2 protein-coding genes (1 of these 2 only partly in view) are annotated in these 23761 nt (G+C 76.7%); both read left to right on the forward strand.

Going from position 1 to position 23761, the window contains the following annotated elements:
* Nucleotides 1-1347 carry the end of a type I polyketide synthase gene (locus DER29_RS35710; protein ID WP_233600248.1) on the forward strand. The gene continues 31434 nt to the left of window position 1, outside the view, so 1347 of the gene's 32781 nt are visible here — the last part of the coding sequence; its start codon lies off the left edge, out of view; the stop codon is at nucleotides 1345-1347.
* A complete protein-coding gene (locus tag DER29_RS35715) occupies nucleotides 1347-23711 on the forward strand; it encodes a type I polyketide synthase (protein ID WP_233600249.1) in 22365 nt (7454 codons plus the stop codon). Before DER29_RS35710 ends, DER29_RS35715 begins: the two co-directional genes overlap by 1 nt.
* Nucleotides 23712-23761 lie beyond the last annotated feature (50 nt).

Genomic DNA, 23761 nt, shown 5'->3' on the forward strand with positions numbered 1-23761 from the left:
ACCCGTGCGGCGACGCCCGGGACGCCGCCGTCGCTCGCCGCGGCCGGCACCGTCCTGGTCACCGGCGGGACCGGGCTGCTCGGCGCCCTGGTGGCCCGCGACCTGGCCACCACCCACGGCGTACGCGACCTGCTGCTGCTCAGCCGCCGGGGCCCGGCCGCCGACGGGGCCGCCGAGCTGGTCCGGGAACTCGCCGAACTGGGCGCGCGGGCCGAGGTGGTGGCCTGCGACGCCGCCGACCGCGACGCGTTGCGCGCCGTGCTGGCGGCGATCCCCGGCGACCGTCCGCTGACCGGGGTCGTGCACGCGGCCGGCGTCCTCGACGACGGCCTGCTGGAGGCGCTCACCCCGGACCGGGTCGCGGCCGTGCTCCGGCCCAAGGTCGACGCCGCGCGGAACCTGCACGAGCTGACCGCCGGGCGGGAACTACCGTTGTTCGTGCTCTTCTCCTCGGTCGCCGGCCTGCTCGGCGGCGCGGGCCAGGCCGGGTACGCGGCGGCGAACGCGTACCTCGACGCGCTGGCGCAGGCCCGGCACGCCGACGGGCTGGCCGGACAGTCGTTGGCCTGGGGGCTGTGGGCCGAGGCCAGCGGGATGACGGGCCACCTCGACGAGCGGGACGTGGCCCGGATGACGCGGGCCGGACTGCCGCCGCTGTCCAATCGGGACGGGACGGCGCTCTTCGCGACCGCCCTGGCGACTCCGGGCCCGCTGCTGGTGCCGATCCGGCTCGACGCCGCCGCCGTGCGCGCCTCGGGCACCGTCCCGGCGCTGCTCGGCGGGCTCGTCGGCGGGCCCGCGCGACGGCCGGGCGACGCGGACCCGCCCGACGTCCCGCTCGCCAAGCGGCTGGCCGGGCTGCCCGAACCGGAGCGGGCCGTGCTCGTGCTGGACGTGGTCCGGGCCGAGGCAGCCGCCGTGCTCGGCGTCGACTCGATCGAGTCGACCCGGTCGTTCCTCGAACTGGGCTTCGACTCGCTCACCGCGGTCGAGCTGCGCAACCGGCTCGGCGCGGCCACCGGGCAGCGGCTGTCCGCCTCGGCGGTGTTCAACCATCCCACCCCGGAGGCGCTGGCCCGGCACCTCATCGAGCAGGGGTTGGGCCGGCCCGCCCGGCCCGCCGCGCCGGAGCCGGCCGACCTGCTCGCCGAACTGGACCGTTGGCAGACGACGCTCGCTGCGGCGGCCCTCGACGGGGAGACCGCCGCGCAGGTCACGGCCGGGCTGCGGGCCCTGCTCGCGCTCACCGGCGGCGAGCCCGGGGACGCGTCCGCGACCAACACCCTGGAAGCGGCCAGCGACGACGAGATTTTCGACTTCATCGACAAGGATCTTGGGGTTTCTTGATGTCGACCAACGAGCAGAAGCTGCGCGAGTACCTTCGCCGGGTCACCGTCGACCTCCAGGAGACCCGGGCCCGGTTGCGGGCGTCCGAGGACCGGGGTCGCGAGCCGATTGCCATCGTCGGGATGAGCTGCCGGTTCCCCGGTGGCGTCCGGTCACCGGAGGACCTGTGGCGGCTGCTGGAGTCCGGCGGCGACGCGATCTCGGCGTTCCCGGCCGACCGGGGCTGGGACGTCGACGCCCTCTACGACCCCGACCCGGAGCGGCCCGGCACGTCCTACACCCGCGAGGGCGGCTTCCTCTACGACGCCGCCCACTTCGACCCGGCGTTCTTCGGGATCTCGCCCCGGGAGGCGCTGGCCATCGACCCGCAGCAGCGGCTGCTGCTGGAGACCGCGTGGGAGGCGTTCGAGCGCGCCGGCATCGACCCGGGCACGGTCCGCGACAGCCAGACCGGCGTGTTCACCGGCGTCATGTACAACGACTACGGGTCGCGGCTGCTCAGCGCCCTCGCCGGGCTTGAGGACCTGGAGGGGTACCTGAGCAGCGGCAGCGCGGGCAGCGTCGCGTCCGGCCGGATCTCGTACGTGCTGGGCCTGGCGGGCCCGGCGGTGACGGTGGACACGGCGTGCTCGTCGTCGCTGGTGGCGTTGCACCTGGCCGCGCAGTCGCTGCGGTCGGGGGAGTGTTCGCTGGCGCTGGCCGGCGGCGTCACCGTGATGGCGACCCCGGGCCTGTTCACCGAGTTCAGCCGGCAGCGGGGGCTGGCGGCCGACGGGCGGTGCAAGCCGTTCGCGGCGGCGGCCGACGGCACCGGGTTCGCCGAGGGGGTCGGCTTCCTCCTCGTCGAGCGGCTCTCCGACGCGGTCGCCAACGGTCACGAGGTGCTGGCCGTGCTGCGGGGCAGCGCGGTGAACCAGGACGGTGCGTCGAACGGGCTGACCGCGCCCAACGGCCCCGCCCAGCGCCGGGTGATCCGGCAGGCCCTGGCCAACGCTGGGCTGACGGTTGCCGACGTGGACGCGGTAGAGGCGCACGGCACGGGCACCACGCTTGGCGACCTGATCGAGGCCGAGGCGTTGCTGGCGACGTACGGGCAGGACCGGGACCGGCCACTGCTGCTCGGTTCGGTGAAGTCGAACATTGGGCACACGCAGGCGGCGGCGGGTGTCGCGGGTGTGATCAAGATGGTGATGGCGATGCGGCATGGGGTGTTGCCGCGCACGTTGCATGTGGACGCGCCGAGTCGGCAGGTGGACTGGTCGACGGGTGCGGTGGAGTTGTTGACCGGGGCGGTGGAGTGGCCGGAGGTGGGTCGTCCGCGTCGGGTGGGGGTGTCGTCGTTCGGGGTGAGTGGCACGAACGCGCATGTGGTGTTGGAGCAGGGCCCGGCTCCGCAGCCGGTCGAGGCGTCGGCGTCGGTGTCGGGTGGTGTGGTGCCGTGGGTGGTGTCGGCGCGGTCGGCGGTGGCGTTGCGGGAGCAGGCGGCGCGGTTGGGGTCGTTCGTGGCGGCCGATGGGGCGTTGTCGCCGGTGGATGTGGGTTGGTCGTTGGCGGCGGGTCGGGCGGCGTTGTCGCATCGGGCGGTGGTCCTTGGCGGTGACCGTGACGGGCTGTTGGCGGCGTTGGGGGTGTTGGCCGGCGGTGGTGAGGACCCGGCTGTGGTGTCGGGGGTGGCGGTGGAGCGTGGGGGTGTGGTGTTTGTGTTCCCGGGTCAGGGGGCGCAGTGGGTGGGTATGGCGGTGGAGTTGTGGGATTCGTCGCCGGTGTTCGCGGCGCGGATGGGGGAGTGTGCGGCGGCGTTGGCGCCGTTTGTGGAGTGGTCGTTGCGTGATGTGTTGTCGGATGCGGTGGCGTTGGCGCGGGTGGATGTGGTGCAGCCGGTGTCGTGGGCGGTGATGGTGTCGTTGGCGGCGTTGTGGGAGTCGTGTGGTGTGGTGCCGGCGGCGGTGGTGGGTCATTCGCAGGGTGAGATCGCGGCGGCGGTGGTGGCGGGTGCGCTGTCGTTGTCGGATGGTGCGCGGGTGGTGGCGTTGCGGTCGCGGGCGTTGATGGTGTTGGCCGGTGGTGGGGCGATGGTGTCGGTGGCCGCGCCGGTGGGGCGGGTGGAGGAGCTGTTGGCCGGGCATGGGGGCCGGTTGTCGGTGGCGGCGGTGAATGGTCCGTTGTCGGTGGTGGTGGCCGGTGAGGTGGCCGCGGCCGAGGAGTTGTTGGTGGGGTGTGAGCGTGCCGGGGTGCGGGCGCGGCGGATCGAGGTGGATTACGCGTCGCATTCGGCGCAGGTCGACGCGGTCGAGGGTCGGTTGGCGGAGGCGCTGGCGGGGGTCGGGCCGGTGCCGGGTCGGGTGCCGTTGTATTCGACGGTGACGGGTGGGCGGGTCGACGCGGCGGAGTTGGACGCGGGGTACTGGTTCCGGAATTTGCGGTCGCGGGTGGAGTTTGAGGCGGCGGTGCGGGCGTTGGCGGGGCAGGGGTACGGGGTGTTCGTGGAGGTGAGTGGGCATCCGGTGCTGGGATCGGCGATGGAGGACACGCTCGTCGACACGGCGGGTGCGGTGGTGGTGGGGACGTTGCGTCGGGACGACGGTGGGTGGGGGCGGTTCCTGACGTCGGTGGCGCAGGCGTATGTGGCGGGTGTGGCGGTGCGGTGGGCGGCGGCGCTGGATGGTGGCCGCCGGGTGGACCTGCCCACCTACGCCTTCCAACGCAAGCGGTACTGGCTCGACATGCCCGCGCTGCCCGCGGTCGACACCGCCCGGGAGGGTGCCTTCTGGGCCGCCGTCGAGCGGGAGGACCTGACCGCCCTCGCCGACACGCTGCGCGCCGACGAGGAGACCCGTCCCTCGCTCGAGGCCGTGCTCCCGATGCTGGCCACCTGGTGGCGGCAGCGCCGCGACCAGTCCCGGATCGACTCCTGGCGGTACCGGACGAGCTGGCGGCCCCTGCCCGAGCTGGCCCCGAAAGCGCCGGCCGGCGACTGGCTCGTGCTCGCGCCGCCGACCGACCTCGCGGCCTGGTGCCGCGACGCGCTGGCCGCGCCGACCCGCGTCGTCGACCCCACGGGACAGGACCGCGCCACCCTCGCGGCGCTCATCGGCGAGGCGACCGCAGACGGCCCGCCGGCCGGCGTCCTCTGGCTGCCGGCCGGGCCCGACCCGGACGGCCGCGACCGGACCCCACCCGTCAGTACGGCGATCGTCGTCCAGGCGCTCGGCGACGCGGGCGTGTCCGCACCACTATGGACAGTCACCCGCGGCGCGGTCGCGGTCGCCCCGGGCGAGAGCCTGCGGCCGGCGGAGGCCGCCGTGTGGGGCCTCGGCCGGGTGGCGGCCTGGGAGCACCCGGAACGTTGGGGCGGCCTGCTCGACCTGCCCGACGAGCGGGACGCCCGGACCGCCGCGCGGTTCGCCGGGCTGCTCGCCGGCGGCCACGGCGAGGACCAGCTCGCCGTCCGGGCCGCCGGCGTGTTCGGCCGCCGGCTGACCCGCGTCGCACCGGTCGAGACGCCGCCGCGGTTCCCGGTCCCCACGGGCACCGTGCTGGTCACCGGCGGCACCGGCGCGCTCGGCCGGCACGTCGCCCGCTGGCTGGCCCGCGCCGGCGTCGCGCACCTGCTGCTGGTCAGCCGGCGCGGCCCGGAAGCACCCGGGACCGACGAGCTGGTGGCTGAGCTCGCCGAGCTGGGCGCGCGGGCCACCGTCGCCGCCTGCGACGTGGCCGACCGCGACGCGCTCGCCGCGCTGCTCGCCGGCATCCCGGCGGAGCATCCGCTCGGCGGCGTGGTGCACGCCGCCGGGGTGCTCGACGACGGGGTGCTCGACGCGCTCACGCCGGAGCGGATGGCGAGCGTGTGGCGGCCCAAGGCGGACGCTGCGGCGGCCCTCGACGCCCTCACCCGCGACCACGACCTGTCGCTGTTCATCCTGTTCTCGTCGTTCGCCGGCACGGTCGGCGGTGCCGGGCAGGCCAACTACGCGGCGGCGAACGCCTTCCTCGACGCCCTGGCCGAGCGCCGCCGCGCCGAAGGACGGCCCGCCACCTCGATCGCCTGGGGCGCCTGGGCAGGCGACGGCCTCGCCGCCGACCCCGCCGCCGCCACCCGGATGCGCCGCGCCGGCTTGCCCACCATGGACCCCGACCTGGCCCTCACCGCGCTCGGCGACGCGGTGGCCGACGACGCCGCCACCGTCGCCGTCGTCGACGTCGACTGGGACAGGTTCGCGCCCGGCCTGCTCGCCGTCCGGCCCAGCCCGCTGATCGCGGACCTGCCCGAGGCCCGGCCCGCGCCGGCGTCGGCCGGAGCCGACCGGGCCACCCCGGCCCTGGCCACCGAGCTGACCGGGCTGACCGAGGCCGAGCGCGAGCAGGCCGTCCTCGACCTGGTGTGCCGCGAGGCCGCCGTCGTGCTCGGCCACGAGTCGACCGACGGGCTGGCCGCCAACCGCCCGTTCAAGGACGCCGGCTTCGACTCGCTCACCGCGGTCGACCTGCGCAACCGCCTGCGGACGGCCACCGGGCTGACGCTACCGGCGACGCTGGTGTTCGACCACCCGACGCCGGCCGCGCTCGCCACCCACCTGCTCGCCGGGATCGCCCAGCGGCGTCCCGACCCCGCCACCGCGGCGGCGACGGCGACCGTGGCGATGCTCGACGAGCCGCTCGCCATCGTCGGGATGAGCTGCCGCTACCCCGGCGGCGTACGGTCGCCGGAGGACCTGTGGCGGCTGCTGCTCTCCGGCGGCGAGGGCACCGGCGGCTTCCCCACCGACCGGGGCTGGGACCTGGACACCCTCTTCGACGCCGACCCGGACGCCCCCGGAAAGACCTACGTCCGCGAGGGCGGTTTCCTCTACGACGCCGCCGAGTTCGACGCCGACTTCTTCGGCATCTCGCCCCGCGAGGCCCTGGCGATGGACCCCCAGCAGCGGCTGCTGCTCGAAACCACCTGGAAGGCGATCGAGCACGCGGGCATCGACGCCACGGCGCTGCGGGGCAGCCGCACCGGCGTGTTCACCGGCGCGATGCACCAGGACTACGTCGCCGGGCTGAGCCAGCCACCGGCCGGCACCGAGGGCTACCTGCTCACCGGCAACACCTCGAGCGTGGCATCCGGCCGGATCGCGTACTTCTTCGACCTGGCGGGCCCGGCGGTCACCATCGACACGGCCTGCTCGTCATCGCTGGTGGCGCTGCACCTGGCCGGCCAGTCCCTGCGCCAGGGCGAGTGCTCCCTCGCGCTGGTGGGCGGCGTGGCCGTCCTGCCCACCCCGGCCGCGTTCGCGGAGTTGGGCCGGCAGCGGGCGCTCGCTCCGGACGGGCGGTGCAAGTCGTTCGCGGCGGCGGCCGACGGTTTCGGCCATGCCGAGGGTGTCGGCGTGCTCGTGGTCGAGCGGCTGTCGGACGCTCGGCGTAACGGGCACCGGGTCCTCGCGGTGGTGCGGGGCAGCGCGGTGAACTCCGATGGTGCGTCGAACGGGTTGACCGCGCCGAACGGGCCGTCGCAGCAGCGGGTGATTCGGCAGGCTCTGGCGAACGCGGGGCTGTCGCCGTTCGAGGTGGACGTGGTGGAGGCGCACGGGACGGGTACGACGTTGGGTGATCCGATCGAGGCGCAGGCGTTGTTGGCGACGTACGGGCAGGGTCGGCCGGTGGACCGGCCGTTGTGGTTGGGGTCGGTGAAGTCGAACATCGGGCATACGGCTGCGGCGGCGGGCGTCGCGGGTGTGATCAAGATGGTGTTGGCGTTGGGGCACGGGGTGTTGCCGCGGACGTTGCATGTGGACGCGCCGACGCCGGAGGTGGACTGGTCGGCGGGTGCGGTGGAGTTGTTGACCGGGGCGGTTGACTGGCCGGAGGTGGGTCGTCCGCGTCGGGCGGGGGTGTCGTCGTTCGGGATCAGTGGCACCAACGCGCACGTCGTGCTCGAACAGGCCCCCGAACCGGACCCGACGCCGGCCGACGAGACCCCGCCCGACGCGCGACCCGCCGTCCTCCCGTGGGTCCTCTCCGCCGCCTCCCCGGGGGCCCTGCGGGCACAGGCGGAGCGGCTCGCCACCTGGGCGCGGCGCGGCGACCAGCCGGCGGCGGACCTGGGCTGGTCGCTGGCGAGCAGCCGCTCGTCGTTGTCGCACCGGGCCGTCGTCCTGGGCGCGGACCGCACCGAGCTGCTGGCCGCGCTCTCCACCCTGGCGGCGGGGGGCGTCGCCGAGCACGTCGTCACCGGGCTGGCCGCAGACCGGCGCGGCGTGGTGTTCGTGTTCCCCGGTCAGGGGGCGCAGTGGGTGGGCATGGCGGTGGAGCTGTGGGACTCCTCGCCGGTGTTCGCGGGTCGGATGGGGGAGTGCGCGGCGGCGTTGAGTGGGCACGTGGACTGGTCGTTGCGGGAGGTGCTCACCGACCGGGAGGCGTTGGCGCGGATCGACGTGGTGCAGCCGGTGTTGTGGGCGGTGATGGTGTCGTTGGCGGCGGTGTGGGAGTCGGTGGGGGTTCGGCCGGCGGCGGTGGTGGGTCATTCGCAGGGTGAGATCGCGGCGGCGGTGGTGGCGGGTGCGCTGTCGTTGTCGGATGGTGCGCGGGTGGTGGCGTTGCGGTCGCGGGCGTTGATGGTGTTGGCCGGTGGTGGGGCGATGGTGTCGGTGGCCGCGCCGGTGGGGCGGGTGGAGGAGTTGCTGGCCGGGCATGGGGGCCGGTTGTCGGTGGCGGCGGTGAATGGTCCGTTGTCGGTGGTGGTGGCCGGTGAGGTGGCCGCGGCCGAGGAGTTGTTGGTGGGGTGTGAGCGGGCCGGGTTGCGGGCGCGGCGGATCGAGGTGGATTACGCGTCGCACTCGGCGCAGGTCGACGCCGTACGGGAGCGGTTGGTCGCGGAGCTGGCGGCGGTCGCGCCCGCGGCTCCCGTGGTGCCGATGTTCTCGACGGTGACGGGTGCGCGGGTGGGGGCCGGTGAGTTGGACGCCGGGTACTGGTTCCGAAACCTGCGGTCCACGGTCCGGTTCGAGCCGGTGGTCCGGGGCCTCAGCGAGCAGGGATTCGACGTGTTCCTGGAGGTCAGCCCGCACCCGGTGCTGACCACGGCCGTCGAGGAGACCATCGGTGACGACCACCGCGACGCCGTCGTGCTCGGCACGCTGCGCCGCGACGACGGCGGCCCGTCCCGGCTGCGCGCCGCCCTGGCCCGCCTGCACGTCGCGGGCGTGCCGGTCGACTGGCGTCCGGTCTTCGACCGGGCCCGCCGGGTCGACCTGCCCACCTACGCCTTCCAGCGGCAGCGGTTCTGGCTCACCGCCGCCCGCGCCAAGACCGTCGCCGCCACGCCGGCCGAGGACCTGCTGTACCGCGTCGACTGGACCACCGTCGCCGCCGCCCCCACCGGGACCGGCAGCTACGCCGTCCTCGGCGTCGCCGCGCCCGCCCTGGCCGCCGCGCTCGACCCCGTCGGGCACGCGGACCTGGACGAGTTGCGCGCGGCGACGCGGCCCGACCTCGTGCTCTGGGCGGCGGCCGACCCGGACGCCGCCGCTGTCACCGTCCGCCGATGGCTGGCCGAGGAGACGCTCGCCGGCACCCGCCTCGTGGTGCTGACCCGGGCGGCGGTGGCCGTCGGCGACGAGGCCCCGGCACCCGAGCAGGCCGCGGTCTGGGGGCGGCTGCGCTGCGTACAGGTCGAGAACCCTGACCGGATCACGCTCGTCGACGTCGACGACACCGAGGACTCCTACCGCGCGCTCACCGCACTGCCGTTCGCCGCCGAGCCGCAGTTGGCCGTCCGCGCCGGGGTCGCCCACGCGCCCCGCCTCGTCCCGCTGCGCCCGCCCGCGCCCGTTCCCGTGCCCCTCGGCCCGGAGGACGCGGTCCTGGTCACCGGCGCCGACGACCCGGTCACGGCGCTGCTTGTCCGGCACCTCGTGCGCGAGCACGGCGCGCGTCGGCTGCTGCTCACCGCCGCCGCCGACGCCCTCGTCGCCGACCTGACGGACCTGGGCGTGGACGTCCGGGTGGCGGCGGAGCCGGCCGACCTGCTCGCCGACGCTGGCGCGCGCCCGCCGGTCGGCGTGCTGCACACCGTCGGCGCGGGCGACCCGTGGCGGCTGCACGAGCTGACCGACGGGTGGGAGCTGCGCTTCTTCGTGCTCTCCTCGGCGATTGCGGGCGTGCTGGGCAGCCCCGGGCAGGCGGACCTGGCGGCCCGCGGCGCGCACGCCGACGCCGTCGCCGCCCACCGCCGTGCCCACGGCCTGCCGGGGGTGGCCCTGGCCTGGGGGCTCTGCGAGGCGTCGGGGGGCACCCGGGCCCGCGCCGGGCTGCTCCCGCTGGGTGCGGCGCAGGTGCGGCGCTGCTTCGACCAGGCGCTCACGGCCGGGCCGGCGGTGGTCGTCCCCGTCCGGCTCGACCTGGCCGCCTTCGCCGACCCGGCCGGCACCGCCCCCGTACCCGCGCTGCTGCGCATCCTGCTCGCCGCGCCCGACGGGGCGGGGCGGACCGGGCTCGCCACCCTGCTCGCCGGCCGGCCGCCGGCGGACCGGGCCCCGCTGCTGCTGGACTTCGTCCGCGCCCAGGTCGCCGCCGTGCTCGGCCACACCGGGGTCGAGGCCATCCGCGCCGAACGCGCCTTCACCGAGCTGGGCTTCGACTCGCTCACCGCCGTCGACCTACGCAACCGGCTCACGTCCGCCACCGGGCTGCCGCTGCCCGCCACCCTCATCTTCGACCACCCGACCCCGCGGGCCCTGGCCACGTACCTCGACCGGGACCTCACCGGCGACGCCGCCGCCGTGCCCGCGCCCGCCGCGCAGACCAGCGGCGGGGCCGGCGAACCGATCGCCATCGTCGCGATGAGCTGCCGCTTCCCCGGCGGCGTCCGCTCGCCGGAGGACCTGTGGCAGCTCCTCGACTCCGGTGGGGACGCCATCTCGGTGTTCCCCACCGACCGCGGCTGGGCGGCCGACCTCCCCGCCGACGCCGGCGCGGCGGGGGCGACCCACGCCCGCGAGGGCGGCTTCGTGTACGACGCCACCGAGTTCGACGCCGGGTTCTTCGGCATCTCACCCCGCGAGGCCCTCGCCATGGACCCGCAGCAGCGGCTGCTGCTGGAGACCGCGTGGGAGGCGCTGGAGCGCGCCGGCCTCCCCGCGCCGACGGTCCGGGGCAGCCGCACCGGCGTGTTCGTCGGCGCGACCTCCCTGGGGTACGGCTTCGGCCTGCGCGAGGTCCCCGCCGACGCGCAGGGACACCTGCTGACCGGCACCACCACCAGCGTCGCGTCCGGCCGGATCGCTTACACCTTCGGCTTCGAGGGGCCGGCGGTGACGGTGGACACGGCGTGCTCGTCGTCGTTGGTGGCGCTGCACCTGGCCGCGCAGTCGCTCCGCTCGGGGGAGTGCACCCTCGCGCTGGCCGGCGGCGTCACCGTCATGCCGAACCCGGGCGTCTTCACCGAGTTCGGCCGGCAGGGCGGGTTGGCCGCCGACGGGCGGTGCAAGCCGTTCGCGGCGGCGGCCGACGGGACGGGCTGGGGCGAGGGCGTCGGCCTGCTGCTGCTGGAGAAGCTGTCCGACGCCCGCCGCAACGGGCACCAGGTCCTCGCGGTGGTGCGGGGCAGTGCGGTGAACCAGGACGGTGCGTCGAACGGGTTGACCGCCCCGAACGGGCCGTCGCAGCAGCGGGTGATCCGGCAGGCCCTGGCCAACGCGCGGCTGACCGCCGCCGAGGTGGACGCGGTGGAGGCGCACGGCACGGGCACCACGCTGGGCGATCCGATCGAGGCGCAGGCGTTGCTGGCGACGTACGGGCAGGACCGGCCGGCGGACCGGCCGCTGTGGCTGGGTTCGGTGAAGTCGAACATCGGGCACACCCAGGCGGCGGCCGGCGTCGCCGGGGTGATCAAGATGGTGATGGCGATGCGGCACGGCGTGCTGCCCCGCACCTTGCACGTCGACGCGCCCAGCCCGCATGTGGACTGGTCGGCCGGCGCGGTGGAGCTGCTCACCGAGCCGACCCCGTGGCCCCGGGCCGACCGCCCGCGCCGGGCCGGGGTGTCGTCGTTCGGGGTCAGCGGCACCAACGCCCACGCCATCATCGAGGCGGCCCCGCCGGCCGAGCCGATCCGGCCGGCCGCCGCGCCGCCGCTGCCGGTGCTGCCCTGGGTCCTGTCCGCCCGCGACACCGGCGCGCTGCGTGCCCAGGCGGCCGCGCTGCGCGCCCGCGTCCTCGCCGAGGAACCCGACGCCGCCGACGTCGGCCTCGCGCTCGCCACGACGCGCGCCCCGCTCGACCACCGGGCCGTCGTGCTCGGCGTCGACCGGGCCGCGCTCGCCGAGGGCCTCGCCGCGCTCGCCGAGGACCAGCCGTCCCCGGACGTCCTGCGGGTCCCCGCCTCCTCCGGTCGTACCGCGTTCCTCCTCGCCGGCCAGGGCAGCCAGCGGCTGGGCATGGGCCAGGCGCTGCACGCCGCCTTCCCGGTGTTCGCCGACGCCTTCGACGAGGTGTGCGCGGAACTGGACCCCCGGCTGGGCGGCTCCGTCGCCGAGGTCGTCCGCGCCGACGCCGACGCGCTGGACCGCACCGACTTTACCCAGGCCGCGCTCTTCGCCGTCGAGGTGGCGCTGTTCCGGCTCGCCGAGTCCTGGGGGGTACGACCCGACCTCCTCGTGGGGCACTCCATCGGCGAGGTGGCCGCCGCGCACGTCGCCGGGGTGTTCTCGCTCGCCGACGCCTGCGCGCTGGTCGCCGCCCGTGGCGGGCTGATGGGGGCGCTGCCGCCCGGCGGGGCGATGGTGGCGCTGCGCGCCACCGAGGACGAGGTGCTGCCGCTGCTGACCGGGCAGGTGTCCCTCGCCGCGGTGAACGGGCCGCGCTCGGTCGTGCTCTCCGGCGAGGAGGAGGCGGTCGCCGACCTGGTCGCGCCCTTCCGCGCCGAGGGCCGCACGGTCCGGCGGCTCCGGACCAGCCACGCCTTCCACTCCGCGCGGATGGACGGCATGCTCGCCGACTTCGCCCGGGTGGTGGCGGGGCTGACCATGCGCCCGCCGCGGATTCCCGTGCTGTCCACCCTGACCGGCCGGGTCGCCGCCTTCGACGACCCGGACCACTGGGTGCGCCAGGTCCGCGGCACCGTGCGCTTCGCCGACGCGGTCCGCGCTGCCGAGGCCGAGGGCGTCACCACGTTCGTGGAGTTGGGGCCGGACGGCAGCCTGGCGGCGCTGGCCGCCGAGGCGCTGGCCGAGCCGAGCCGCTGCGTCGTGCTGTCGCTGCTGCGCAGGGACCGGCCCGAGGAGCGGACCGTGGTCGCCGGCCTGGCGCAGGCCGCCGCGCGGACCGCGGTGGCGGACTGGCCGGCGGTGTTCGCCGGGGCCCGGCCCGTCGACCTGCCGACCTACCCGTTCCAGCGTCGGCGGTACTGGCTCGACGCGACCGCCGGTGCCGCCGCCCCCGCCGTGGACGCCTGGCGCTACCGGGTCGCCTGGCAGCCGGTGACCCCGCCCGCCCCGGCCGGGCTGTCGGGCACCTGGCTGGTCGTCGCCGGGCCCGGGTGCGCCGACGTGGCGGCGGTGTCGGCGGCCCTGACCGGGGCCGGCGCGGACGTCGTCGGCCTGACGGCCGCCGACCCGGACCGGGCCACGCTCGCCGGGCTGCTGCCCGCCGACGGCCCGCTCGCCGGGGTGCTGTCGCTGCTCGCCCTGGACGAGCGGACCCTGCCCGGGCACGCCGTCGTCACCGCCGGGCTCGCCGGCACGCTGGCCCTGGTGCAGGCCCTCGGCGACGCGGGCGTCGCCGCCCCGATCTGGGTGGCCACCCGAGGCGCGGCCGCGGTGAGCGCCGCCGACGAGCCGCCACGCCCCGAGCAGGCGGCGGTGGGTGGCCTCGGCCGGGTCGCCGGCTGGGAGCACCCGGAACGCTGGGGCGGGCTGGTCGACCTGCCCGCCGTCCTCGACGAGCCGGCGCTGGCCCGGCTGGGCGCGGTGCTCGCCGGCACCGGCGAGGACCAGGTGGCGATCCGCCCGTCGGGAGTGTTCGCCCGCCGGCTGACCCGCGTCGCCCCGGGCGCGGGCGGCCGGCCCGGCTGGACGCCCCGGGGCACCGTCCTGGTGACCGGCGGCACCGGCGCCCTCGGGGCCCACGTCGCCCGCTGGCTCGCCGCCGCCGGCGCCGCGCACGTGCTGCTCACCAGCCGCACCGGACCGGACGCCCCGGGCGCCGCCGAGCTGGTCGCCGACCTCGCCGCGCGGGGTGTACCGGCCACCGTCGCCGCCTGCGACGCCGCCGACCGGGACGCGATGGCCGCGCTGCTGGCCGGCATCCCCACCGACCGGCCGCTGACCGCCGTCGTGCACACCGCGGGCGTGCTGGACGACGGCGTCCTCGACGGGCTCGACGCGGCGCGCTGCGACACCGTGCTCCGGCCCAAGGCGACCGCCGCCCGCGTGCTGCACGAGCTGACCGCGGGGATCGACCTGGACGCCTTCGTGCTGTTCTCCTCCTTCGCCGGCACCGTCGGCGGCGCGGGGCAGGGCAACTACGCGGCGGCGAACGCCTACCTCGACGCGTTCGCGGAGCACCGGCGCGGCCAGGGCCTGCCGGCCACCTCGATCGCCTGGGGGGCCTGGGCCGACGCCGGCATGGCGCAGGACCCGCTGGTCGCCGAGCGGATGCGGCGCGGCGGCCTGCCCCCGATGGCGCCGGACGCGGCCGTCGCGGTCCTCGGGGACGCCGCCACCCACGCCGTCCCCTGCACCGTGGTCGCCGCCGTCGACTGGGCGCTGTTCGGCCCGGCGTTGACCGCCGCCCGCCCGAGCCCGCTGGTCGGCGCGCTGGTCACCGGGGCCGCCCCGGCACGCGACGGCCTCGCCCGGCTCACCGGCCTGCCCGCCGCCGAGCGGGACCGCGCGGTGCTCGACCTCGTCCGGGGCGCCGCCGCCGCGGTGCTCGGCCACGACTCCGCCGCCGCCATCGACCCGGAGCGGGCCTTCACCGACCTGGGCTTCGACTCGCTGACCGCGGTCGAGTTCCGCAACGGCCTGAACGCCGCGACCGGGCTGACGCTGCCCGCCACCCTGGTCTTCGATCACCCCACCCCGCAGGCACTCGCCGCGTTCCTGCGCGCCGCGCTCCTCGGCGACGACCCGGACCGGGACCCCGACGCGGTCGAGCCCGCCGGCGCGGACGAGCCGATCGCCGTCGTGGCGATGGCGTGCCGGTTCCCCGGTGGGGTGCGCTCGCCCGAGGACCTGTGGCGGCTGCTGGCCGAGGGGCGCGACGGGGTAGTCCCGTTCCCGGCGGACCGGGGCTGGGACCTGGCCGGCCTCTACGACCCGAACCCCGGCCGGCCCGGCACGTCCTACGTGCGGGAGGGCGGGTTCGTCGACGCGGTCGGCGAGTTCGACGCGGCGTTCTTCGGCCTCTCGCCCCGGGAGGCCCTCGCCATGGACCCGCAGCAGCGGCTGCTGCTGGAGACCGCCTGGGAGACGTTCGAGCGGGCGGGCATCGACCCGGCCACCGTGCGGGGACAGCGCGCCGGCGTCTTCGTCGGCACCAACGGCCAGGACTACCCGCAGCTCCTCGGCGGCGTCACCGACGAGGTCGAGGGCTATCTCGGCACCGGCAACGCGGCCAGCGTGGTGTCCGGCCGGATCTCCTACACCTTCGGCCTGGAGGGGCCGGCGCTGACCGTGGACACGGCGTGCTCGGCGTCGCTGGTCGCGGTGCATCTCGCCGCGCGGTCGCTGCGCGCCGGGGAGTCCACCCTGGCGCTGGCCGGCGGGGTGACGGTGATGGCGACGCCGGGCGTGTTCACCGAGTTCAGCCGGCAGCGCGGGCTGGCCGCCGACGGGCGGTGCAAGCCGTTCGCGGCGGCGGCCGACGGGACGGGCTGGGGCGAGGGCGTCGGTCTGCTGCTGCTGGAGCGGCTGTCGGACGCGCGTCGCAACGGGCACCGGGTCCTCGCCCTGGTGCGGGGCAGCGCGGTGAACTCCGATGGTGCGTCGAACGGGTTGACCGCGCCGAACGGGCCGTCGCAGCAGCGGGTGATTCGGCAGGCTCTGGCGAACGCGGGGTTGTCGGCGGCTGAGGTGGATGTGGTGGAGGCGCACGGGACGGGTACGACGTTGGGTGACCCGATTGAGGCGCAGGCGTTGCTGGCCACGTACGGGCAGGACCGGGACCGGCCGTTGTGGTTGGGGTCGGTGAAGTCGAACATCGGGCACACCCAGGCGGCGGCCGGGGTGGCCGGGGTGATCAAGATGATCATGGCGATGCGGCACGGGACGTTGCCCCGCACCCTGCACGTCGACGCGCCGACCCCGCATGTGGACTGGTCGGCCGGCGCGGTCGAACTGCTCACCGAGCCCGTGGCGTGGCCGGAGACCGGCCGTCCCCGGCGCGCCGGCGTCTCCGCCTTCGGGGTCAGCGGCACCAACGCCCACGTCGTGCTCGAGGCGGCCGACGACGAGCCGGCCGCGCCCGCCCCGGCTCACCACGCCGTGCCCTGGGTGCTGTCGGCGAGGACGCCCGCCGCGCTGCGCGCCGCCGCCGCCGCGCTGCGCGCCGTGCTGGCCGACCTGCCCGACGCGTCGCCCGCCGACGTCGGCGCGTCGCTCGCCCTGGGCCGGTCGGCGTTCCCGCACCGCGCCGCCGTCGTCGGCCGGGACCGGGCCGAGCTGCTGCGCGGCGTCGACGCCCTTGCCGCCGGGGCCGCCGCCACCGGGTTGACCACCGCCACGGCGGCCGGTCGCGGCGGCCTGGTCTGGGTGTTCCCCGGCCAGGGGTCGCAGTGGGCTGGCATGGCGGTGGACCTGCTGGAGACCTCCGCGCCGTTCGCCGCCCGGATGGCCGAGTGCGCGGCGGCGCTGAGCCCGCACGTCGACTGGTCCCTGCTGGAGGTCGTCCGCGAGGGCCGGGTGCTCGACCGGGTCGACGTGGTGCAGCCGGTGCTGTGGGCGGTGATGGTGTCCCTGGCCGAGATGTGGCGGGCGGCCGGCGTCGAGCCGGACGCCGTCGTCGGGCACTCCCAGGGCGAGATCGCCGCGGCCTGCGTGGCCGGCGCACTGTCGCTGGCGGACGCCGCGAAGGTCGTCGCGCTGCGCAGCCAGGCGCTGGTGGCGCTGGCCGGCCTCGGCGGGATGGCCTCGGTCGGCGCGACCGAGACCGACGTGACGGCGACGCTGCGGCAGCGGTGGCCGGACCGCCTCTCGGTGGCCGCTCGCAACGGCCCCCGCTCGGTCGTGGTCTCCGGCGACCCGGTCGCCCTGGAGGAGCTGCTCGCCGACTGCGCTGACCGGGGCGTGCGGGCCCGCCGCATCGAGGTCGACTACGCCTCGCACTGCGCCCACGTCGAGGCGGTGCGGGATACCCTGACCACGGCGCTCGCCGGGATCGCCCCGACCGGCGGCCTCCCGTTCTACTCGACCGTGAGCGGGACCCGCCTCGACAGCGCCGAGCTGGACGCCGGCTACTGGTACCGCAACCTGCGCGAGACCGTCCGCTTCGAACAGGTCGTGCGCCTGCTGCTGGACACCGAGCACCGGTACTTCGTGGAGGTCAGCCCGCACCCGGTGCTCACCGTCGCGGTGCAGGAGACCGTAGACGAGGCCGGCGTCGACGCGGCCGTGCTAAGCACCCTGCGCCGGCACGAGGACGGCGCGCACCAGTTCACCACCGCGCTGGCCGGGGCGCACGCCCACGGGGTCCCCGTGCGGTGGGAGCGGCTGTTCGCCGACCGGGGCCGGGTGGACCTGCCCACCTATCCGTTCGAGCGCCGCCGGTACTGGCCGGACGCGACGAACGCCCCGGCCGCCGCCGACCCCGCCGAGTCGCGGTTCTGGGACGCGGTCGAGCGCGCCGACCACCACGGCATCGCCGGGACGCTGCGGGTGCCGCGGGAGGCGCTGCCCGCGCTGGACGTCGTCGTCCCGGCACTGGCCGCCTGGCGGCGGACCCGGCACGAACGGTCGCAGCTCGACTCCTGGCGGTACCGGGTCACCTGGAAGCCGCTGCCCCGCGCCGCCGGGGCCCGCCTCGACGGCACCTGGCTGCTCCTGCTGCCCGGCGACGGCGCGGCCGCCGGTCCCGTCGAGCCGGTCGCCGCCGCGCTGGCCGCGCACGGCGCGAGGGTCGTTCGGGTGCCGGCCGGCCAGGACCCCGTCCCGGCCGCCGCCGATCCCGCCGTCAGCGGCGTGCTCGCGCTGCCCGGCCGCGCCGGCGCCGACGGGCTGGCCGACACCACCGAACTGGTCACCGCGCTCGGCGCGGCGGCGGGACCGGCGCGGCTGTGGGTGCTGACCTCCGGCGCGGTGTCGGTGGGCGTCGGGGACCCGCTGCGCGACCCGGCGCAGGCCCAGTGGTGGGGGCTGGGCCGGGTCGCGGGCTGGGAGTATCCGCACCGCTGGGGCGGCCTGGTCGACCTGCCCGAGGACCTGGACGACCGGGCCGCCGACCGGCTGGTCGCGGTCCTCGCCGCCGCCGACGGCGAGGACCAGGTGGCGGTACGGCCGACCGGTGTCTTCGCCCGCCGCCTGGCGCGGGCCGCGTCGCCGCCGGCCGGGGAGCCGTTCGCCGCGCCCGGCGGCACGATCCTGGTGACCGGTGGCACGGGGGCGCTCGGCGCGCACGTCGCCCGGTGGCTGGCCGAGCGCGGCGCCGAGCACCTGCTGCTGGTCAGCCGGCGTGGCCCGGACGCCCCGGAGGCGCTGGCGCTGGTGGACGAGCTGACCGCCCTGGGCACCCGGGTGACCGTGGCCGCGTGCGACGTGACGGATCGCGCCGCGCTGGCGGCGCTGCTCGCCGACGTGCCGGCCGGGCAACCGCTGACCGGCGTCGTGCACACGGCCGGGGTGCTCGACGACGGCGTCCTCGGCGCGTTGTCCGCCCCGCGCTTCGAGCGGGTGCTGGCGCCGAAGGTGGCGGCGACGCGGCACCTGCACGAGTTGACCCGAGAGCTGGACCTGTCGCTGTTCGTCCTGTTCTCCTCGTTCGCCGCCACCGTTGGTGGCGCGGGGCAGGGGAACTACGCGGCGGCGAACGCCTACCTCGACGCGTTCGCCGAGTATCGGCGCGGGCAGGGCCTACCGGCCGTCTCCGTGGCCTGGGGGGCCTGGGGCGGCGGCGGTCTGGCCGAGACGAGGGTGGCCGCGCAGCGGTTGCGTCGCGGCGGCGCGCTGCCGATGGCGCCCGCGCAGGCCATCGCCGCCCTCGAGCAGGCGGTCGAGGGCGACGCCCCGGTGATCGCGATCGCCGACATCGACTGGAACCGGTTCCTGCCCGGCGGCGCCGAGTTGAGGCCGAGCCCGTTCCTCGCCGACCTGCCCGAGGTCCGGCGTCGCCTCGACCGGGCCGCCGCCGAGGGGAACCAGCCCGACGCCGGGCTGGCCGGCCGGCTCGCCGGCCAGCCCGAGGCCGAGCGGCTACGGATACTGCTGGAGACCGTGCGCGCCGAGGCGGCCGCGGTGCTCGGGCACGAGACGGTCGAGACCGTCGAGGCGAACCGGGCATTCAAGGAGTTGGGCTTCGACTCGCTGACCGCCGTCGAGCTGCGCAACCGGCTCGGCGCGGCCACCGGCCTGGTGCTGCCCACCACGCTGGTCTTCGACCACCCGAATCCGACCGCGCTCGCCACCCACCTGCTCGGCGTCCTGGTTCCGGCCGCGGCGGCGGTCACGGCCGCGCCGGTCGCCGCCGGCACCGACGAGCCGATCGCCATCGTCGGAATGGGCTGCCGGTTCCCCGGCGGGGTCCACTCGCCGGCGGACCTGTGGGGGCTGCTGGACGGCGGCGTCGACGCGGTCGGCCCCCTTCCCGCCGACCGGGGCTGGGACGTCGAGGGACGCTACGACCCCGAGGGCGAACGGCCCGGCACGTTCTACGTCCGGGAGGGCGCCTTCCTGCACGAGGCCGCCGACTTCGACGCCGACTTCTTCGGCATCTCGCCGCGGGAGGCGCTCGCCATGGACCCGCAGCAGCGACTGCTGCTGGAGACGTCCTGGGAGGCGCTCGAACGCGCCGGCATCGACCCGACGTCGCTGCGGGGCAGCCAGACCGGGGTCTTCACCGGCACCAACGGCGGCGACTACACCTCGCTGCTGGCCGACTCGGCGGGCTCCGCCGAGGGCTATTTGCTGACCGGCAACGCGGCCAGCGTGGTGTCCGGCCGGGTCGCCTACGCCCTGGGCCTGGAGGGGCCGGCGCTGACCGTCGACACGGCGTGCTCGGCCTCGCTGGTCGCGCTGCACCTCGCCGTGCGGTCGCTGCGCGCCGGGGAGTGCGCCCTGGCGCTGGCCGGTGGCGTGACGGTGATGGCGACGCCGGGCGTGTTCACCGAGTTCAGCCGGCAGCGCGGGCTGGCCGCCGACGGGCGGTGCAAGCCGTTCGCGGCGGGCGCGGACGGGACGGGCTGGGGCGAGGGCGCCGGCGTGCTCGTGCTGGAGCGGCTGTCGGACGCGCGCCGCAATGGGCACCGGGTCCTCGCGGTGGTGCGGGGCAGCGCGGTGAACTCCGATGGTGCGTCGAACGGGTTGACCGCGCCGAGCGGGCCGTCGCAGCAGCGGGTGATCCGGCAGGCTCTGGCGAACGCGGGGCTGTCGCCGTCCGAGGTGGACGCGGTGGAGGCGCACGGGACGGGCACGACGTTGGGTGACCCGATCGAGGCGCAGGCGTTGTTGGCGACGTATGGGCAGGGTCGGCCGGCGGACCGGCCGTTGTGGTTGGGGTCGGTGAAGTCGAACATCGGGCACACCCAGGCGGCGGCCGGGGTGGCCGGGGTGATCAAAATGGTGCTGGCGATGCGGCACGGGGTGCTGCCCCGCACCCTGCACGTCGACGCCCCGACGCCCGAGGTGGACTGGTCGGCCGGCGCAGTGGAGCTGCTCACCGAGCCGGTCGCCTGGGCGCCCGCCGGCCGCCCCCGTCGCGCCGGCGTCTCCGCGTTCGGCATCAGCGGCACCAACGCCCACCTCGTGCTGGAGGAGGGCCCGGACGGCGACGCCACCGAGGCCCGCCGGAGCGCCGGCGTGCTGCCCTGGGTGCTGTCGGCCCGGACCGCCGAAGAGCTGCGCGCCCAGGCGCACCGGCTGCTCGCCGCGCTCACCCCCGACGCGTCACCGACGGACGTCGGCCTGTCCCTGGCCACCGGCCGGACCCGGTTCGCGCACCGCGCCGTGCTGCTCGGCAGCGACGTCGCGGAGTTCACCGCCGGGCTGACGGCCCTCGCCACGGGCGCGCCCCCGCCGGACCTGACGGTCGATACCGCCGCCGACGGTCGGCTCGCCCTGCTCTTCGCCGGGCAGGGCACGCAACGGGTCGGCATGGGCCGCGAGCTGCACGCCCGGTTCACCGTGTTCGCCGACGCCTTCGACGCGGCCTGCGCCGAGCTGGACCGGCACCTCCCGGCCCCGCTGCGGGACGTGGTCTTCGGCGTGCCGCCGGACGCCGCGACCCTGCTCGACCGCACCGACTTCGCGCAGGCCGGGCTGTTCGCCGTTCAGGTCGCCCTGTTCCGGACCCTCACCGAGTGGGGGGTCCGCCCGGACTACCTGCTCGGCCACTCTGTCGGCGAACTGGCCGCCGCGCACGTCGCCGGGGTGCTGGACCTGACCGACGCCGCCGCGCTGGTCGCCGCGCGCGGCCTGCTGATGCGGGCACTGCCCTCGGGCGGGGCGATGGTCGCCGTCCGCGCCACCGAGGCCGAGGTGCTGCCGCTGCTGACCGACGGGCTGTCGATCGCCGCCGTCAACGGCCCGGCGTCGGTGGTGGTGTCCGGCGACGAGGACGCCGCGCTGGCCGTGGCGGCCCACTTCGCGGCGCTCGGCCGCAAGACGAAGCGGCTGCGGGTCAGCCACGCGTTCCACTCGCCCCGGATGGACGCCATGTGCGAGGACTTCCGCGCCGTCGCCGAGCGGGTCACCTACCACGAGCCGACCGTGCCGATCATCTCCACGCTGACCGGGGAGCCGGTGCGCGCCGGCGAACTGGGCGACCCCGACTACTGGGTACGGCACGCCCGCGAGGCCGTCCGGTTCGCCGACGGCCTCGCCCGGCTCGGCGAGCGCGGCGTCACGACGTTCGTCGAGCTGGGGCCCGACGGCGCGCTGACCGGCCTGGTGCCCGAGATCCTGCCCGACGAGGCGATCCGGTGCGTCCCCACCCTGCGCCCGGACCGCGACGAATCCCGGACTCTGCTGGCCGCGGTCGCCCGGCTGCACGGGCGGGGCTGCGCGCTGGACTGGGCGGCGGTGTTCGCCGGCAGCGGCGCCCGGCGGGTCGAGCTGCCGACCTACCCCTTCGCGCACCGGCGGTACTGGCCGCAGCCCGCCGCGCCCGCCCCGGCGGCCGGCGCGGACGCCGTCGAGCACCGGTTCTGGTCGGCCGTCGACCGCGCCGACCTCACCGGGCTGCCGGTCACCGCCGACGATCGCCTCGCCGACGTCCTGCCCGCGCTGTCGCGGTGGCGGCGCGGGGAGCAGGAGCGGGCCCGGGTGGACTCGTGGCGCTACCGGGTCACCTGGAAACCGGTGGCGACGCCGGCACAGACGCCGGGCGGCACCTGGCTCGTCGTGGAGCCGGGCACCAGCGCCGACGGCGACCTGGTGGCGGACTGCGTGGCGGCCCTCGCGGCGCACGGCGAGGTCGTCCGGGTGCACCCCGCCGGGGTGCGCGCCGCGCTCGCGGCCCGTCCCCGGCTCGGCGGCGTGCTGTCGCTGGCCGGCCTGGGCGACGACGGCGCGGTCGAGCTGACCGAACTCGTACACGCACTGGCCGACTCGGACGCCCGCGCCGCCCTGTGGGTGGTGACCTCCGGCGCGGTGGCGGTCACGGCAGCCGCCGAGGTGCGCGAGCCCACCCGGGCGCAGGTCTGGGGCCTGGGACGGGTCGTCGGCTGGGAACACCCGCAGTGGTGGGGCGGCCTGGTCGACGTGCCGCGCCGCCTCGACGCCCGGACCGCGGACGCATTCGCCCGGGTGCTCTCCGGCGGAGGCGAGGACCAGGTCGCGCTGCGCCCGTCCGGGGCGTACGTGCGCCGGCTCGTGCGCGCCGCCGCGCGGCCGGTCACCCGCCCCGGGGCGGTGCCGCGCGGCACGGTCCTCGTCACCGGTGGCACCGGCGCGCTCGGCGGCGAGGTCGCCCGGTGGCTGGCCCGCGGCGGGGCCGAGCACGTCCTGCTGCTCAGCCGCAGCGGACCGGACGCGCCGGGGGCGCGGGACCTGGCCGCCGAGCTGACCAGCCTCGGCACCCGGGTCACCGTCACCGGCTGCGACGTCGCCGACCGGGCCGCACTGCGGGCCGTGGTGGACGCGCTCCCCGCCGACCTGCCCCTCGCCGGCGTCGTGCACACCGCCGGCGTCCTCGACGACGGGATGCTCGACACCCTCGACCGCACCCGCTTCGAGCGGGTGTTCGCGCCGAAGGTGACGGCCACCTGGCACCTGCACGAGCTGACCCGCGAGCTGGACCTGTCGCTGTTCGTGCTCTTCTCGTCCTTCGCCGCCACGGTGGGCGGCCCCGGCCAGGGCAACTACGCGGCGGCCAACGCGTTCCTCGACGCGTTCGCCGAGTACCGGCGCGCGCTCGGGCTGCCTGCCACGTCGATCGCGTGGGGCGCCTGGGGCGGGTCCGGCATGGCGCAGGAGGAGGTGGCCGCGCGGCGGATGCGGCGCAACGGGCTGCCGGCCATGCCGCCGGAGCTGGCCGTCACCGCGCTCCAGCAGGCCGTCGAGCAGGACGAGACGTCCGTCGTGGTGACCGACATCGAATGGGACCGGTTCGCGGCCGGACTGGCGGCGACCCGGTCGAGCCCGTTGATCGACGACCTGCCCGACGCGCAGCGGGTCCGGCAGGCGCTCAGCGCCGAGCCGGCGGCCGGCCAGCGGTCCGTCCCGCCCGGCCGGCAGTGGGCGGACCTGCCCGAGGTGGAGCGCCGGGCCGCCGTCCTGGATCTGGTCCGCACCCACGCCGCCGCGGTCGTCGGGCACTCCTCGGCGGCGGCCGTCGACTCCGCGCGGCCGTTCAGCGAACTGGGCTTCGACTCGCTGACCGCGGTGGAGCTGCGCAACCACCTCGGCGCGGCGACCGGGCTGGAGCTGCCGCCCACGGTCGTCTTCGACCACCCCAGCCCGCAGGCGCTCGCCGAGCACCTGCTCGCCCAGCTCGGCGGCTCCGGTCAGGACGACCCGGTGCACGCCGAACTGGGCCGGCTGGAGGCCGCGGTCGCCGCGGCCATGCTCGACGAGGAGACGAGCGCGCTGGTGACCACCCGCCTCACCGCCCTGCTGGCCAGCGTGTCGGCCCGCGGCGCGGCCGCGGCGACCGCACCGGTCGCCGCGACGCTCGACAGCGCGAGCGTGGACGATGTCTTCGACTACATCGACAAGAAGTTCGGCAGGCGTTGAGCGGCCGAGACGAGCCGGGTCAGGGGAAATCCGCAATGTCCAACGAAGAG

This window comes from Micromonospora sp. M71_S20, from assembly GCF_003664255.1.
Lineage (GTDB): Bacteria > Actinomycetota > Actinomycetes > Mycobacteriales > Micromonosporaceae > Micromonospora.